This is a genomic window from Anaerostipes faecis (assembly GCF_910574135.1).
GTDB classification, from domain to species: Bacteria; Bacillota; Clostridia; order Lachnospirales; family Lachnospiraceae; genus Anaerostipes; species Anaerostipes hominis.
Genome location: NZ_CAJSYK010000002.1, coordinates 77,730 through 94,107 on the forward strand (window position 1 = coordinate 77,730; position 16,378 = coordinate 94,107).

Sequence of the window (16,378 nt, forward strand, 5' to 3'; positions counted from 1 at the left end):
ATTCTAATCCATAAGCTCTTTCATAAAGATGGCCGTCAGGAAAACGAACACATACATTTGAATCAGTCCATCAAATACGTCAAAATAAAAACTGAACGGGATCGGCACCAGAATCGGCGCTACAATCTTTAAGAGTTCCATTATGACGAATCCGCCCAGAATATTTCCGAAGAGCCGCATACACAGCGACAGAGGCCTTATAAAGACTTCCAGCACGTTAAGCGGTGCGATAAACGGAACCGGCTCGGTAAAGCTCTTTATGAAGCCCTTAAAGCCCTTTTTCCTGATCCCCGAATATTCTATCAGCACGATGCTCATGACCGCCAGCCCTGCTGTTACGTTGATGTCCTTCGTAGGCGGTGTCAGTCCGACCAAACCGCTCAGATTGGAAAGGCCGAGATAGATTCCGACTGTCGCAAGATACGGGATATAGCCTTTTCCCTCGTCTCCCAGAATCCCGTGGAAAAACCGATATACTCCTCCCACCGCAGTCTCAATACAGGCCTGCTTTCTTGTAGGGACAAGCTTTAAATTTCTCACGAAGATCAGACACAGCAGGATGACAAAAGCCATAATACCCCATGTGACTACAACCGATTCCTGCACCGGAATCCCGCCGAAGAGAGGAATGGTGAACGCTGTCTTGCTCACAAGCTCTTCCATCAATTTCTCCGATAAACTCATCGACTGCTCCTCCTTTCCTAAATTTGTAGTGAGTATAATACTCCTATATTACTTTGTCAATTCTAAAAATTACCCTTTTTTTTATGCTTTTTTTCAAGAAAAATCACTTATTTTCCTCTTGAAATAAAATTTTCTTTGGTTCTACCAATTATTATTATATGTTTTATCTAATATTTTCAAGAATCTTATGTTAGTATTTGTACAATTCATACTACCCTTTTGTTCTTCACAAAAAAGAGGTCAGATTTTTCGATTTCTTCTTATTAAAAGAAGTTCATTTTTCTGACCTCGATTTTCCCGGTTCCTGCCCGTTTTATTGTCTTCTGATTCTTAGTGTATGCAGTGCTTTTAAAACTGATAATTCAATAATCAATTATAATAATCTGATTTTTCTCAAATACCGGCTAAAGCATGCAAACGTATATTCATAAGCACCTCTGACACGGCTTTGTCCCCTGGCTTAGATACCGGAGTCTCCACAGAGATAATGCCGGCCGCACAGACTCTCGTATAGAACAAAGTGGGCAAGCCCACTTCAACGCCCCAACCCCTCACTCTTTGAGGGGCTTGACAACTTTGCGTGCCTGATGCAATTTGCCGCAGGCAAATAATTTCCTTACGCATCTGTGCACAACCCGCGGAGCATTTTTATTTCATAGGGAAGGTCGTAGAGCTTTCCTATGAAACAAAAACAGAACGGTACATTCCATCCAAATGTACCGTTCTATTCTTCCTCAACCTATAAAAATAAATGAATGCGGATGACAGGAATCGAACCCGAAAAAGGCCATTATTTAGGAATTGTTTGTTTATGCGCTTTATAAGATTTCCGCATATCTAAGCCATTTACAATCCATAAATATCTTTTTATAATGCCTTATAGTTTTGCATATAAATAGACTTTTTATAAAAATGCAACACGAGATGCAACACGAATCTCAATAGAATATTCAATCATCCCGGCTACCTATCGAGAGAATCGTCATTCTTCTCCGAGTTCTCCTTTATTGTTTATCATATTTTTATGGCACAAAAAAAGACCGGGATCTCTCCCGGCCTTGAAACTATTTCTTTCTATTCTTATACAGTGCCGTGCATGTCTTTCTCCCTGCATAGCTGCCTTTGCGCCATCCGAGCTGCCGCCAGTACGCCTGTAACATTTCCTGTGTCTTGCTACCCCAGATGCCATCCACGGCCAGATCCGGGAGCTTTCCAGTATAGCAAGTGTTCAATTTGCCCTGTAGCCACTTCACGGCCGCCTTAGAAGACGTCTTCGTGATCGAAGTGTACGGTGGTTTCGCTGCTGCTTTTTTCTTCTCCTTAATCTTTCCCCCGGAGATTCCCTCTGCGATCAGACGGGCCACCTTCTCCAAATCCTTTCCTTTTGCATAGTCACTCTTGTTGTCACAGAAAAAGCTTTCTATAAGGATCGCAGGCGGCTTTGTACCGTTCAAAAAATACAGGTGATCGTCCTTCTTTGCGCCCCTGTCCCGGAACAATGTAGCAAGTTTCTTCTGCACCCTCTTGGCGTATTTCTTCCCGGAGCTGGTCTTATAATATACCTCTGCCCCGTACCCCTGGCCATTGCTTGCGTTCAGATGCAATTCAATAGCTAAGTCATACCCGCCACCATTGATCCGAGGCAGCTTGTGTGTCTTCTCTTCTGCCTTTGTTGCAAACTTCTTTTCCGGACACTGGATCACGTCCGCATCCCATCCGGCCTGCTCAAGGTACTTCCGCACCAGAGGGGCCAGCTTTTTGTTGTACTCATATTCGTTCACACACCCGCTGGCAGACGTGCAGTTGCCATTTTTAAGAATGCTGTGGCCTACTGAAATTGCTATTTTTTTCTTTCCCATGCTCTTTTCTCCCTTCTTAAACAGAAAAGAGGACGATTACTCGCCCTCCTCCGGTAACCCCGCTACAGATGTAAGTACAGATACTACTCCGGCTAATACCGCTGTCCCGGCAACTGTTTTCCAATCCACCGCCGTAATTGTTGCCGCTGCTGGCATCATAGCAACTGCTGTCTGTGCCATAGTCTTTACCGCTCTGACCCCTGCTGCTTTGCCCCATTTCTTCCAATCTCTCATAGTTGTTCTCCCTTCTCTTCTAACAATTTGATACGTGTCTCATGATCTGCAAGCTTTCCATCCTGCTCATCATTTTTTATGTGAATCCGCTCATGGCTTCTTCTATTACTCGTCTCCAAATCTGAAAGATCCCCTCCAAGACTGTCAATCTTGTCAATTAACCTTGTCATAGTTGTGTTTAATTTTATGACTGGTGCTCCGATTGCAATAGCTGTACCAGCTAAACTTACAATGACAAGGTATACGTTCCATTCTGTCACCCCGTCTCTCCTTTCTAAAAAATTTGTATAAAGAAAAAGACCGTTTCCGGTCCTGCTCGTATCTCCATATATACCTCACTGATGCGACATCGCAACAAAAAAGAACCTACCGGTCCTAAATTAAATTCCTATTTAATATCTCAAAGGGTAAAATCTAACACTTTCACTAGATATGAAAGAACTTTGGATTATACATTCTATAACATCTCCACTTTTTACTGGAAATAAGCCAGAGGTTGCTTTAACATAAGTTGTTTGGTAACCAGTTCTATATGTGAATACACCAATATTATTTATTCTCAGGTCGATTTCCGGTTTTACTGAATTATTACCACTATGCCCAATAAACTGAATAAATCCATCTTCTGTACACGTGTATGTTTTTGTACCAACTCCGCCGGATATAGCTATTTTAATTTTAGAGTAGTCTGGATAAGATTGCTTGTTCGCTAAATCCGAATTTAATTCATTTACTGCACCCACTACTTCTTTTGCATCCGTCGTCAAATCAGCCGGATTTCCAATGTCCTGCTCCAGTTGTGTAATAGAGTCGTAATTTGCGTTTATCGCCGCAACGGTACTCTTTTTATCCGGAGTCTTAAGAGATGTCAAATCCCCTATCTTTTCAACAATATCCAAAATCCAGCGCTTGAATCTACCAAACAGGTTTGCGATAGAATCCCCAGATTGGGGTTCTTGATATACCTCCGGAACTGTAAAGTTGATTGTGCTATTCCCATCTACAATGCCCTCTGGTCCTGGGGGCCCCTGTGGACCAACTTCTCCGGTTTCCCCTTTTGGCCCAGTCGCCCCAGTCGCCCCTACGACCTTTCCTAAATCTATCTCTGCCATACTTTTTACCTCCTAAATTGTTAAAATTAAATGACCTGCCTCGTTGATTTTTAGATCCGGCGGAGTTGTTCCGTCCGGATATACCAAATACAAATGGCCTTCCCGGATTTCAAATCCGTATTGCCCCTCCATTGTCGTCACGGTACCGTTTGCCCCTGGTTCGCCCCGCGGTCCCGGTGGACCTGTAAACTCGCCTGCATCTTTCCGGGTTACAAGATCTTCCGCCACTGCAATTGCATTGTTTGCCGCAGACTCCGCAAGTGTAGATTTTTCTACTGCTTTTTGTGCGGATGTATTTGCATACGTTGTTGCCGATTCTGCATCTGCAACAGCTTTCTTTACATCTGCCGTAAGTGTGGCCACCACCTCTCCAGTATGGGCATCTATAAGCTCAATTACGCCATCCAAAAAGACAATTTGTTTTGTCTCTCCCGGAGTAAAACAAAAGTGTAACTCCTCTGCATCTAATGCCGCCGCAAATTCTGCCGGTAACAGCTTGTTCGGGTCTAGCTTTATCACCGGACCTCTTCTATTCTGTATTGCCATTTTCTACCTCCTATCTATGGTGCCATATAGCCAGTTACATACAGAATTGCCCGGCCATAGCCGGTCCTAATATACGCATTACTCTGATATGCAGTACCATCTGTTGTGTTTCCCTGCCAGGCCGGAATAGAATCTGCAGTCTGGATTACAAAACTATTAAAGCCAGACTTGATTTGGCTACTAAGTTCTGCAGACACAGCAATCTGCCCATTCGCATTAGTCGCGCTTGAAACATAATTTGCGGTAAATCCGCCGGAACCAAAAGCACCAGAAATTTCTTCCAGAGTTCCTTTGTAGTCTGTTGAAGTGCCCTCAGACATCCAATATTCCACATAATACTTAGCCATTGGGGATAGCGCCTTATAAAGTCTCTGGTTCCTTGCATATCCCCATGTTACTGTTCCACTGCCCTTAACGGTCGAAGTCGGGAAATGAAACAATTTTATATGGGCTGATGTAACAACAAATTTGTCTGGGATATGAGCATCTATGATGATCTTCGATTTAAGATTCTCCTGCATAGCATAATCCTGCTCATATCCGATTTTCTGATTATCGCCAGAAGAAAACATAAAGGTGCTTAGAACCCCATTTCCTCCAATGAGTTTTCCGCCATTTGCAAGAGTAATCCCCTCTTTCCCCAGGCGAACAATTTCATTTCCGGCATCGTTGCGTATACTCAATACACCGTTTACATTTCCTTCTCCTCCCACGGTGATCCAGTCTGCATTGATACCAATCGTCGTGAGAACCTTTACAATCAAGTTTCCATCTTTGGTCAACCCGGTTTCCCAAGTCTCTCCGCCGTCCGTACTGATCCCAAATCCCTCTACTGTTTTCTTCCAGATTACGATAGAATCCTGTAGTTCCGGATGATCATGCATGTAGCTGATGCGTGATCCATCTTCTGCAATTTCTGTAGTTTCATAAAAACCAAGAGCATTAGAAAGCATTCCGGTAAGCTGCTGTACCTTCTTATCGTAGTTTGATATATCTTCTTTTGTATTCTTCCGTTCCTGAACCATGGCCTGCGAAATTGCCTTTGAAAGCTCTGACTGCCTGCTTGCCCCATTAGAGCTTACAGATTCTGCATCTGCTGCTAAAGTTTCAAGACTCCCGGATTGATAGGACAGATTTGTAATAATTGTCTGATAAGCATTCGCCTTCCGGTCAACAATAACTGCGATATCTCCGGCCTCAATGGACGGATCAGATAGAGCTTGCGTTGTCATCGGCCTAAACCTAAGGCCTATAAGTCGTTTTCCAAGCCACTCCGCTGCTGCCTTTGCCTGTCCCTGCTGGATAAGAAGATTCCCAGATATCTCTATCACATATCCTTCTGTTCCAAAAAATGCCGTGCCCTTTTTTATCCCTTTCTTAATCACTGTTCCATTTTCATCAGTCTCATCTTCTGTTTCTTCAAATTCTTCTGTGACTCGAACACCCGTAACCATAATATCGTCTGTTCCTATGGAAGGGCCACTAAGCCTGTGTATAACATGATAGTCCTGGTTCTCAAATGTTCCTCCATCCCACTGCTGACCACCGCGGTAATGGATAAAGTCTCCGCCGTCTGCGATGTCTCCATCTTCGTACACTGCAGAAGACTCATCAAAATCATTAAAGGATCCCCCATCCAAGGAATCCTCTTTTTCAAAGTCCCTTAAAGCATACCAGCGGAGTTCCATGTTTCCGAATCGGTCGGCCCGGGCGAAACAACCTGCCAGTTGCGACACATACAACAGGACCTCACGGAATGTCAAGTTTTCTCCAGTGGGCCTTTGATTAACAACATAACCTGAATTGGGAAAATCAGCGTTAGCATAAGAAACTCCACATCTGTTGCAGGCATCCATAAAGATCTCTTTTAGTGATGCAGGATACGACAATCCGGTGTTATGCAGTGTTTCAAACTTCGTCATGTTATCCAAACACTCAAGCGTAATCTGTGTATCTGTAAACGCTGGTGTATCAACTGTAAAAACGCCTTTTTCCATCCATTCAACTGTTTCAGATAGCTGCAGGCCGATTTTAAGTTGGACCTCAGCTCCTTCAAAATCATATTGGCTATATTCATCATCTGTATTGTTTAACGTAAGAGTAAGCTTATTAATGATCGCTGACCCTACATCAAATTTCCCTGACGCACTTGTTGCGTCCTCAATTTTTATTCCACCCTCCATGACCTTCGAATCATCAACCAGCAAGACCTCCCCAGATTTTAATTTTATATTTGCTTTATGATAGAATTTTCGGTCATCAAGAATGTATTTCTTATATTCATCGCTGGTTTTTATCATCATATCTCCTTTATCGTTCTATCAATTCAAATTCAAGCCGCTCATACCTCTTATTATCAACCGTCCAGATTTTGAATGGTACTGTCCGGTCTCCGACATAAAACTTTCTTGTACCAATTTTGTTCTCCATTGGATCATGGTATGTGACATCCAGATAAACCTTTTTATTGATTGCCTTTAAAATTTTAGAAACATCCGATGGTTTTGGGTTATTCCAAGCGACGCTTAATGTTCTTTTTTGCGCCACAATGGACTTGTTCATTTTTGCGTCCTGAGTTCTTCCTGATTCTGACGGGGATATATCCTGTAATTTCCATGTCAAAGAGGACGGCGTTGGCATTTCTTCTTTTTCTACAGCAAAAAAAGTTGACATCTAACTTCCTCCTTTAAATAAAGTAGGACCTCTTTTTTTGAGGTCCTACATCTGAGTTACAACATGATACCTTCTATCTGCTTTCAGTTTGCCTTTTTGAGTCATCCGATAGAATGTTTCACTGTCTACCATAAACTTATTTTCAACAATGATCTGACGCTCTTCATTAGAGCTATTATTCATCATCACCTGTACCATCGCATCGACAACAGCATTTCTGATACCTGTTGTAATTTGATTGTTGTTTGCTACGACGTTTTGTCGTCCCATCTTACCGATCATTTCTGGACCAGACTCATTTGCCACGAATAGTTCGCCCATGTCAGGCAAACCACCTTTCGCATAAAAGTTCCATTTTAAATGCGGTATGCCAGGCAGACCCATGGCATCCATAGCCTTTCCTACGATTCCCTTTGGAAACTTCCAGTCAACATAGATCTTAAACTTTGGAAGACGCCAGTTCTCAAAGCCTTTAATAAATTTCTTTACTAAATTTTCTCCAAGACTAAATAAGGATCCAAATAAGCCATCTTTTTTATATTTGTCATATCCGTCTTTAATCCCCTTAATGATATCCCGGCCTCTTTCCTTAAAATCGTTAAACCATTTAAATTTCCCGAAAACTTCTTGTACTTTTTTCCCAATCCATGGGAGCAAATTTCCACTTTTAAAATTGTCATACCCTTCTTTTACTCCGGATATGATATCTTTTCCCCTCTGTTTAAACTTGCTGTACCACTTATATTTAGAAAGAAATTCATCGACTTTGTTTCCGATCCATGGGAATAGTTTTCCACCTTTTAAAGCTTCATACCCCTCTTTTACTCCTGAAATTATATCCTTACCTCTGTCTTTAAATTTCTGATACCAGGTAAACTTCCCTAGAAATTCATCCACTTTATTTCCAGCCCAAGAAAGGAAGGTGCCACTTTTTAATGCCTCATATCCTCCTTTGACTCCAGAAATAATGTCTTTTCCTCTTGTTTTAAACTTCTTATACCAGGAAAATCGGTTTAAAAATTCATCAACCTTATTTCCAGCCCAAGATAAAAGTTCCCCATTCTTGAATGCCTCGTATCCTTCTTTGATCCCTGAGATTATGTCCTTACCTTTTTGTATAAATGCAGTGTCAATTTTAAATACTTCGGCTATCTTTGCAGGAAGTGATTTAAACCATGGGATGACTGTGTCTGTCCACCAAGCTGGAAGTGTTTTTGTAAAAAACTCTTTGACTTTATCCCAGTTACAAACAATCGCAATAATTCCAGCAATGGCAGCTGCAATGCCAAGCAATACCGGACCACTAAGACCAGCAATGAAGGTTCCTATGGCTGTTACTACACCACTTAAGGCCCCGCCGATTGAGCCAGCGAATGATGCCAATTTAGGAAAACATACAGTAAATGCTTCTCCCAGAGTGCCTGCCTTCCCTGCAACAAGCTTAAACATTTCGGCAATTTTAGAACCAGAAATAATTTTTGCAATTCCTCCGATTGCTTTTGCAATACCTGAACTGGTAAGAATTTTATTTAATAATTTGAAACCGCCTGATGCTCCGCTGACTACTTTACTTACACCCTTTAGTCCAACGCTGATTCCAATTAAATATCCGATTTTGTCAGCAAACGGCATTAATATTTTTACGAGATTCGTAATTACTTTAATAAAGCCGACGCCTACCGTGTTTACAAATGGTGCTACGGCTTTTGCCACGTCCCTTGCAAAATCAATCAGACCTTGCCCTACTTTTACGGCAAACGGAGCCAACGCTTTCCATAAATCTGATAAGGCTTTGTTTAATTTATCCCAGTCAATCGCATTTATGAGATCTGTAAAAATACCGCTCAGCTGTTTTAGTCCATCCCCAACAGCCCATACAGCAACAGGTTTCAAGAAGTATTCATAAAAGTCCATTAAGGCATTCCAAGTGAATTTAGCAGGTTTCTGCAGTGCAAGAAAAAGTTGTTCAAGAGATTTGTTTAACCGATTCCAGTCAATCGCATTGAGCAGATCATTCGTAATACGGAAAAATCGTGGCAGTCCTGCATTGTCGCTGAGCATCCAAACACCCATTGGCTTCAAAAAATTATTCCAAAAATCCTTGATTGTGTCCCATGTGAAATCACCAAGATTTTTTAATCCTTCATTCCAGAGTTTCTTCATTGCCTCTGTAGTAGGCTTAGCTGTTTCCCTTAATTTGTTCAGCGCATCAGTAATTTTCTTTGCACTATCAGCAAATTTCTGATCTGTATTATTGAGGGCATCGTTCATGGCTCCGGTTAATCCGGCTCCTGATGCTCCCGATCCGGTATTCCCAGAATCAGACTTTGGTTTCTCATTCAGCTTATTCAGCTTGTCAAAGCCCATAACAGATCTCTGGATCTTCTTTGCCGCTGCTTCTGCTTTGTTTGCACTTTTTGATGCAGCATCTCCCGCGCCATTGGCCGCATCTGTATAATCATTTGTTGAATCAGTTGCAGCATTCATACCGGCTGCTACGTTACTGACTGGATTGCTCTGTGCTTTTTTACCGGTGATCATCTCCGTAAACCGTAGAAAGGCCTCTGCCAGTACAGACAGTCTTGCCACAATGGAGTTTATAATCTTTACTACCGGAGTCAGGATATTAATAAGCCCCTGACCAAGAGTTGCCTTGAGAGAATCGAAACGAAGTTTTAAAACCCGGACTTGGTTGGCCCAGCTGTCAGATGTCTTTGCAAAATCTCCGGATGCAAGGGAAAGTTTCTCCTGCACAAAAGCAAGCCGCAGAGCAACCTTTTCCTGTTCCGTCATCTGTGCCGTTGTTCTTGCATATCCGTTCTGCAGCGCATACTGATCCAGAGCGTTCTGAGTCATAACGACACCAAGATCCTTTAGAGTCTCGGTCTCACCTGTGAACACAGATTTCAGCTTTGTATAAGCTTCATCCGTGCTGATGTTGTAGAAAGACGCAACGTCTCCAGACAAACCGGTCAGAGCAGTTCCCATGTCATAGGCCTGTTGTTCTGTAAACCCAAATGCTCGGGCCATTGCTCCAAAAGTACTTGAGTAGTTTTTTGCTACCGTTTCTGAAAGACCAAATTGCTCAATTGCCCCCTTTGAAAACTGATCAATCTGGGCACTCATGGTCGGGAACGTAGTATCCACTACATTTTGAACTTCTGCCAGATCTGATCCAAGATCAATACAGGACTTTCCAAACTGTGTGATTGCCTGGATTGCCTTTCCACCTAGGAAGATCGCAAGCCCTCCTTTTAAAAGTCCTGATAATCTCCCAAATCCTGTGTTTGCCTGATTGGCTGCCCGTTCCGCTGAATCGCCGATCTGATCCATGTTACGGCTTGCTTGGCTCCCGGCATTCCTTGATTCTTTGCCAATCGACCGGATCTTTTGAATCAATTCAGAGATTTTATTCTTTACAGGCGTTAAAACACCGGAAATCCTGCTGAAACCAGAACGCATCGTATTGGCCACACTTGAAGCAACACTTCCAACTCTGCGAAATTGCGCCCCCAGTCGGTCTACTGTGCTGCTCGACCGAGCAATGTCTAAGATCCGACGTTTTAAGTTTTCAAGTTTTCTTCCAAAGGTTGTTGTTGATTGTGCAGCCTTTCCCATAGATGATTGGGACGCTCGTGCCGTTTGATCCATACTTTGACTCATCCGTCTTGCTCGTCTTTGCAGATCGTCACCAGCCTCAGAGGCCTTGGAAATCGCCTCTTTGACCTTCCGAAACTCTGCGGCTATCCGGTCACCCATGTTCTGAATCTCAGAAAAATCTGCCCGGATCTTTAAGGTCATTTCCTCAATGTTCATCTATTCCTCCTTTCTGCCTGCGTTCCAAGTCTCTGCGACCTGGACCATCTGCCTTTTTATTTTTTCAACCTTTGCTGCTGTAATCTCTTGATCCGACCAGAATGGGAAGTAATCATATACGTCACCCACTTTTCCATCCATAGAATGGTTTATAACCATGACCTGACCATATGCAATCATTGCAAGATTTTTATTATAGAAGTCTGTACGTTCCCGATATCCCTGGATAAATTCAATGATTTCACCTTGGGAGTAATCCCATGCAGAGATGGGATCCAGTCCAGCCATGACGCCTTCGTGGACAAGGTCATCAATCGTCCACTGGTTCAGAGGGTGTTTTTTCGGGTTCCTTTTCTACATCTTTCTCTTCTGTTCCTGCAAGATCGTCGGCAGCTTCCTCAAGTTTCTGGAACACTCCGCTCTTTACCTGCTTTGTCACACGCAAAAAAGTTTGGGCTTCCTTTTCGCTCAGTATCCCACTGATCTTTCCGGTCTCTACCACGGTTTTAAAGATTTTCTCCTGATCATAGCCTGCATCAATCATCAAATCATAAAGTTCATCTCCGTCAGAGACAGAGTTGTCATTCCCTTTAAAATTCAGGGCCTCGGTCAGGATATCAATGATTCCCACGCCTCCCGGCTCCATGGACTCACTCACAAGCCCAAAAAAGGTTTTTTCGTGCTCCTGGATCAGATTTTTCTGCCCCTGCGCAGTAATTCTCAATTTAAATTTTTCTTTGCCTATGGTAATCTGATTGCTTTTCATTCTGTTCCTCCTTATGACTGTGGTGCTGTTGGATTTGTTGTTTTAATCTCTGTCTGCGGGTTTGTTGTAACGGTTGCACTTAAAAGCTCATTTACCTTTGCCGCATTAGTACGGACGCTGATATAAGCGTCATAGCTAAATGCTGTCCCGTCCGGAAATGTGATCTCCACCGTCTGGGCTTCTCCAGATGTCTCATAGCCCTTTAAAATCCTGAAATCTGAATCTGCGTCCTTATTGTTATAAAGGATGCCATACTCCATGTCTTTCAGTTCCTGTACTCCTGGAACACTTGTGGTGGTCTTATCCTTTAGGGTTGTCGTATCCAAAGCGGAAGGCGCTGCCCCCAACTCCGGAATCTCTGTAACATACTTGATCTCCTTACCGCCTATGGTGACTTTAATACCGATAGAGGCAAGCCCCTTATTTTTTACTACTTCATCTGCCATTTATAACTCCTTTCCTTTTTATACCTGGGTGATCCGCCCCGTGATGGAATCGTACCGCCCACGGTATCTTAAAATCCTATGGTTTAATCCAGTGTTTGTATCAACAAGTTCGTTTGATCCCGCCCGGCGAAAACCAAGCGGTGTGATAAGATCATCCAGCTGCAGTGCCAGGCCTGAGGTACTTCCTGTCGCCCAGATGTCAAACTGATACTCCAGGTCGGTCACGACCTCTTGCTCTGTATATCCGGCATCTGAATTATTATTTTCTGAGTAAGTAACGGTTGGCATCTTTGCAAAATCTTTTGGATATCCCGCACAAAGCTGTTTTACACCGGTTAGCTTTGATAACTGTTCTGCAATCGCTGGTTTAAAATTCTGCATGGTTTACCTCCTCGCCCACTCTTTCACGGCCTTTTCAACTTCCTGCGGAAAAATCCGCTTCGCAAGGTTTGCTGCCGGCACCATGAACGGCTGGGCTGCCTGGCCCCCGCACCGATAAAATACTCCGGCTGGTGTCTCGATCCGGAAGAAATGATACCGGCTGGCCACTTCCTCGTCGATCTGGCTTTCATGGATCCACCAGGCATCCTGACGGTAGGATATGTTGACGCCTTCCGGAAGTTCCGGCTTGTGTTCCTGCCCGATCGGACCGGTTCCAAACTCCACATAGGGCGCATATTCTTTGTTCGTGTATACTACGCCCTCAAATGTGCCACCGCTGCGTGAAAACTTCGTATGAATACTCTCCCGCAGTTCTCCGGATCCACCGGCCGGCACCAGTAGTTTCGCCTGTGCCTGTGCCTTTTTCGCAGTCTCGCGTACCGCCTGCTCTGCTACTTCCTTGCCTATAGCATTGAATTGCCGAATCATCGCATCAAGTCCTTGGATCTCTGCTGAAAACCCGCTCATTCAATCACCTTCTCTAAATCTAAGACCTTGTGACTTCCCCAGTCAGCAATCCGGACAACCTTGTAGTCAGCTCCGGCAATCTCAATGAACTGTTCTTCCTGCACACGGTCCTTTGTGTATGCGACAAGCATATAGGCGATCCTAACACCGTATTGCTCTGCCTGAGTCCTTCCTGACATTGGCTGGATGTCTGCGAGAATACTGCCTGCAGGCTCATAAGCCACGATATCATTTAGTTCTTCATCTTTTGTTAAGGTCTTCGTTTTCACCTGGTACTGTTTCAAGTTCTTTAGCCTCATATACCTTTCCACCTACCCTTGCAAGCCTGTAATCCATGACAAGCTTTTGTGTGTTTGCCGGCATATCCGAAAAAGATGTTGAGATGCCTCCCTGTTTTCTTGAAGTCTCCCCTTCTGTTCCGATCCGGTTATACTTTATGACCGCAAGCTCAAGGACCGCCCCTGTGAAGACTTCCGGCAGTCTCGTTCTTTTCGTCTCACGGAGAAGGTCTTGTTCGGAAAACTCAAGAAAAAGAGAGAGCAGTTCCTCATCGCTCTCTCCCGTCAGCTTTTTCAGTTTCTCAACATCCGTCATCTGCCTCACCTTCCAGACGGGCCAGCAACTCCTCTTTATTGCAAGAGGAGTAGTTCTGTAGCCCCTTTTCCTTTGCCATCGCTTTCAACTCTTCCAGTTTCAGTTCCGCAAGAGAAATCTTTTCCTCAGTGTTTTCATCGCTCCCGCCAACGATATGATACCCTTTTGCTCGAAAACGAGAAACCTGATCTGCCAGTACTTCTCGTTCTATATTCGCGAGTCTCATTTTTACCATGTGTCTTTACCTCCTACGCAGATGTCTTCGCATCTTTAATATTTACAAAGATGGAATCCAACTTGTTGTCCAATACCCAGATGTCGTGATATCTGCGGTAGTTCATTTTCCATGCATCAGCATCCTGATTAGTATCCGGATCAAAGATCTTCATCTTATCCTGCTTGGTCACTGCGATCGGCGTAGAAGTCGGCAAAATGATAAAGTTCGCATCCAGACCATTGCTGGCTTTTTCATATCCGCCTTTCTTCTGCCCCTCTGTTTTTCCATCGTGGATCTTGATTGCAGAATACATCCTGTTTTTAGCAGTCGGGATGATCGGGACATCATCAATGGCCGGAACCTTTGTAGATACCCCGCCCTTTGTAAAATCAACTGCACGGATCTTTCCTGCAAGAGCCATCTCTAATTCCATGATTGCATCAGACGTAGCGTGAATCACAAGCGGGCCGTTGTAACCATGATCTCTGATCACTGCAATCCCTTCTTTTATTTTGCGGAGAATAGTTCCCTCCGCTGCTGTGTATCCGTATTCTACCTGTTTGTCGAATGTGATCGCTTTTGTAATCAATGAGGAGATCCGATAAGCATCAATCTCCGGAATGACACTGACTCTCTGGAACTCTCCCATAACAGAGGCCCCTGTTGTGACAAAGTTATTCTCATTAATGTCCATGGCATCCAACTGGAATTTACGGCCACGGTCCTGTGTCATCGTCCTTGTCTCGTACTCCAGGGTAACGCCGCCCTGCGGATAACCAAGGTCTCGGTCATAATCCCCTAAACCGTCTGTAGACATCTTTGGGATCTTTACCTCTGCCCCACCGTTATAGATCACCTGCCCTGCGTTTGCGTCCATCCATCCGGTAACGGCTTCTTGAATTGCCACTTTATCCAATGTCTGCTGAAATAAAGTTGCTGTTGCTAAAGTATTAATTGCCATTTGTTGCTCCTTTCTTTAAAGGCCCATCATAGCCTTTTCAATTTCTTTTTGTAAGTCAGAACCCTGATCCTGTGGATTCTTCGGCGGCTGTCCGCCTTTTAACTTTTCTTCTACCGCTTTTTCCACGGACTGCTGAAACGCCTTTTCTAATGCCTCAATGCTTTTCTTGCAGGTATCTGCGTCTGTGTAATTCAGCACATCAGCCAGATCAACCGGAAGACCTTTCTCCGCCAGAGTGTTCTTAGCTTCTGCGGCAAGCTCTCTTTTTGTAATCGCCGCTTCACGGGCCTGAATATCTTTTTCTTTTTTCTGCTGCAAATACTGCGATTTTTCCTCTTTGGTCATCTTTGCAAGCTTTTCAGCTTCGGACACCTTATCATCCGTGAGAATCTCCCACTTCTCTTTCTCCGTGGTGATCGCTTTTTGAATCCCCTTCTGGACTCTTCGATCGAACTCTGCCTGGTAATCTTTATTACCGTTCAGGATATCGTCGAATGACGGAGTGGTATCTTCCCCGGTTCCGTCTCCACCTCCGTTTCCGGTATCTCCGGCTCCGCCGCCTTGGTCTCCCCCGGCACCGTCTCCTTCACCTTCCGCGAAAAATTGAAGATTCATTTGAAATTTACTCTGCTCTAAATTTTCTAATTTCATGTTGCTCCTTTCCTGCCCCAGCCCGTTCTTGAGCCCAGGCCATTGCATTATAAATTTTTAGTTTTTCGTCATTTCGGACACAAAAAAGAAGCGTATTTCAACGCCTCTTTTTAATATCATCACTCTTTGCACAATAAAAGCACCAGGATACTTCTGGTGCTTTTATAACTATTTTAATTTTATTGTCTGAACGGCTACTGGATTCTTAATATCTTTTTCTAAATCCATTGCCTTGATTTCAAGATCTGACTTTCCATTTTGAAGTGAAACGGTAAGACAAACTTTTAATTCCGCCCCATCTTTAATCTTCTTATCTGCGTTTTCGAGGTATTTATTGGTTTGCACCATGGCGTAACGTTCACATTCAACTCCATCTTGATAATAGTTGAATTGCAAAACTTCATCAATTGTTTGCTCATTGCTTGTCTTATTCTTATATTTAAAATATACAAGAGCTGCAGGTTTTCCATCCCCGTCTTTCACAACTTCGGTCTTCAAATATTTAACTGAAAATCTGTCATTATCTACGGAAATTTTACTTGCAGGCTTTTTCTCTTTCTTTTCTGTAGTGTCTACTTTTTTCTCAGTTTCTGCATCCGAATCACTTGATCCGCAGGCCGTCAGCCCAAAACACAAAACAGCAATAAAACTAATAAACAACAATTTCCTTCTCATAACAATATCCTCCCATTTATTTTTATGTACTTATTTATATTAACACATTTTACCATATAAGAGAACTCTATTCAGAAAGGATTTTTATTATATCGCTCATTTTTATGTCTATCGTTTCCCAGTCCTTTTCAGATGATCCTACGTCCGCAATAAAAGTATCTGGACTAAGTACCTCCACGATCACTGCCCTCCGCCCGTCTTTTAACAGGACGGTGTCATATTGTTCTATCTTCAT

21 protein-coding genes are annotated in these 16,378 nt (G+C 43.4%); all 21 read right to left on the reverse strand.

The window, feature by feature from the left end:
• Positions 1-3: 3 nt before the first annotated feature.
• Positions 4-684, reverse strand: coding sequence for a F0F1 ATP synthase subunit A (locus tag QGT46_RS02005; protein WP_024726978.1), 681 nt, complete (start codon positions 682-684; stop codon positions 4-6).
• A gap of 1,064 nt (positions 685-1,748) precedes the next feature.
• Positions 1,749-2,543: an N-acetylmuramoyl-L-alanine amidase gene (locus tag QGT46_RS02010; protein ID WP_270430375.1), complete on the reverse strand. Its 795-nt coding sequence runs from the start codon at positions 2,541-2,543 to the stop codon at positions 1,749-1,751.
• 36 nt (positions 2,544-2,579) lie between these two features.
• The gene (locus tag QGT46_RS02015; RefSeq protein ID WP_148459013.1) at positions 2,580-2,777 is read right to left on the reverse strand and encodes a holin; all 198 of its coding nucleotides are present in this window, start codon (positions 2,775-2,777) and stop codon (positions 2,580-2,582) included.
• Entirely contained in the window at positions 2,774-3,037 is a 264-nt protein-coding gene (locus tag QGT46_RS02020) for a hypothetical protein (RefSeq protein ID WP_148459012.1), read from the reverse strand. The genes QGT46_RS02015 and QGT46_RS02020 overlap by 4 nt, the downstream gene beginning before the upstream one ends.
• Positions 3,038-3,169: 132 nt before the next feature.
• On the reverse strand, positions 3,170-3,889 hold the full coding sequence (locus tag QGT46_RS02025) for a hypothetical protein (protein WP_148459011.1): 720 nt from the start codon (positions 3,887-3,889) through the stop codon (positions 3,170-3,172).
• A 12-nt stretch (positions 3,890-3,901) separates the two neighbouring features.
• Entirely contained in the window at positions 3,902-4,435 is a 534-nt protein-coding gene (locus QGT46_RS02030; RefSeq protein ID WP_148459010.1) for a hypothetical protein, read from the reverse strand.
• Positions 4,436-4,449: 14 nt separating this feature from the next.
• The gene (locus QGT46_RS02035) at positions 4,450-6,738 is read right to left on the reverse strand and encodes a hypothetical protein (RefSeq protein WP_301589360.1); all 2,289 of its coding nucleotides are present in this window, start codon (positions 6,736-6,738) and stop codon (positions 4,450-4,452) included.
• A gap of 7 nt (positions 6,739-6,745) precedes the next feature.
• Positions 6,746-7,108: a DUF6711 family protein gene (locus tag QGT46_RS02040; protein WP_148459008.1), complete on the reverse strand. Its 363-nt coding sequence runs from the start codon at positions 7,106-7,108 to the stop codon at positions 6,746-6,748.
• 45 nt (positions 7,109-7,153) lie between these two features.
• Positions 7,154-10,924, reverse strand: a complete 3,771-nt coding sequence (locus tag QGT46_RS02045) for a hypothetical protein (RefSeq protein WP_148459007.1) — start codon at positions 10,922-10,924, stop codon at positions 7,154-7,156.
• Positions 10,925-11,212: a hypothetical protein gene (locus tag QGT46_RS02050; protein WP_148459006.1), complete on the reverse strand. Its 288-nt coding sequence runs from the start codon at positions 11,210-11,212 to the stop codon at positions 10,925-10,927.
• 22 nt (positions 11,213-11,234) lie between these two features.
• A complete protein-coding gene (locus QGT46_RS02055; RefSeq protein WP_148459005.1) occupies positions 11,235-11,690 on the reverse strand; it encodes a hypothetical protein in 456 nt (151 codons plus the stop codon).
• 11 nt (positions 11,691-11,701) lie between these two features.
• The gene (locus QGT46_RS02060; protein WP_148459004.1) at positions 11,702-12,136 is read right to left on the reverse strand and encodes a phage tail tube protein; all 435 of its coding nucleotides are present in this window, start codon (positions 12,134-12,136) and stop codon (positions 11,702-11,704) included.
• Positions 12,137-12,154: 18 nt separating this feature from the next.
• Positions 12,155-12,517, reverse strand: a complete 363-nt coding sequence (locus tag QGT46_RS02065) for a hypothetical protein (RefSeq protein WP_148459003.1) — start codon at positions 12,515-12,517, stop codon at positions 12,155-12,157.
• A gap of 3 nt (positions 12,518-12,520) precedes the next feature.
• Entirely contained in the window at positions 12,521-13,045 is a 525-nt protein-coding gene (locus QGT46_RS02070; protein WP_148459002.1) for an HK97-gp10 family putative phage morphogenesis protein, read from the reverse strand.
• The gene (locus QGT46_RS02075) at positions 13,042-13,329 is read right to left on the reverse strand and encodes a phage head closure protein (protein WP_301589368.1); all 288 of its coding nucleotides are present in this window, start codon (positions 13,327-13,329) and stop codon (positions 13,042-13,044) included. Before QGT46_RS02075 ends, QGT46_RS02070 begins: the two co-directional genes overlap by 4 nt.
• Positions 13,286-13,639, reverse strand: a complete 354-nt coding sequence (locus tag QGT46_RS02080; RefSeq protein WP_148459000.1) for a phage head-tail connector protein — start codon at positions 13,637-13,639, stop codon at positions 13,286-13,288. Before QGT46_RS02080 ends, QGT46_RS02075 begins: the two co-directional genes overlap by 44 nt.
• Positions 13,626-13,874 carry a Rho termination factor N-terminal domain-containing protein gene (locus tag QGT46_RS02085; protein ID WP_148458999.1) on the reverse strand — a complete coding sequence of 83 codons (249 nt, stop codon included), beginning with the start codon at positions 13,872-13,874 and terminating at the stop codon, positions 13,626-13,628. The genes QGT46_RS02080 and QGT46_RS02085 overlap by 14 nt, the downstream gene beginning before the upstream one ends.
• Positions 13,875-13,887: 13 nt before the next feature.
• Positions 13,888-14,817 carry a hypothetical protein gene (locus tag QGT46_RS02090; RefSeq protein WP_148458998.1) on the reverse strand — a complete coding sequence of 310 codons (930 nt, stop codon included), beginning with the start codon at positions 14,815-14,817 and terminating at the stop codon, positions 13,888-13,890.
• A gap of 15 nt (positions 14,818-14,832) precedes the next feature.
• Positions 14,833-15,468, reverse strand: coding sequence for a DUF4355 domain-containing protein (locus QGT46_RS02095; RefSeq protein ID WP_148458997.1), 636 nt, complete (start codon positions 15,466-15,468; stop codon positions 14,833-14,835).
• 168 nt (positions 15,469-15,636) lie between these two features.
• Positions 15,637-16,143: a DUF5067 domain-containing protein gene (locus tag QGT46_RS02100; RefSeq protein ID WP_148458996.1), complete on the reverse strand. Its 507-nt coding sequence runs from the start codon at positions 16,141-16,143 to the stop codon at positions 15,637-15,639.
• 67 nt (positions 16,144-16,210) lie between these two features.
• Complete coding sequence (locus QGT46_RS02105; RefSeq protein WP_301589374.1) at positions 16,211-16,378, reverse strand: hypothetical protein; 168 nt, start codon at positions 16,376-16,378, stop codon at positions 16,211-16,213.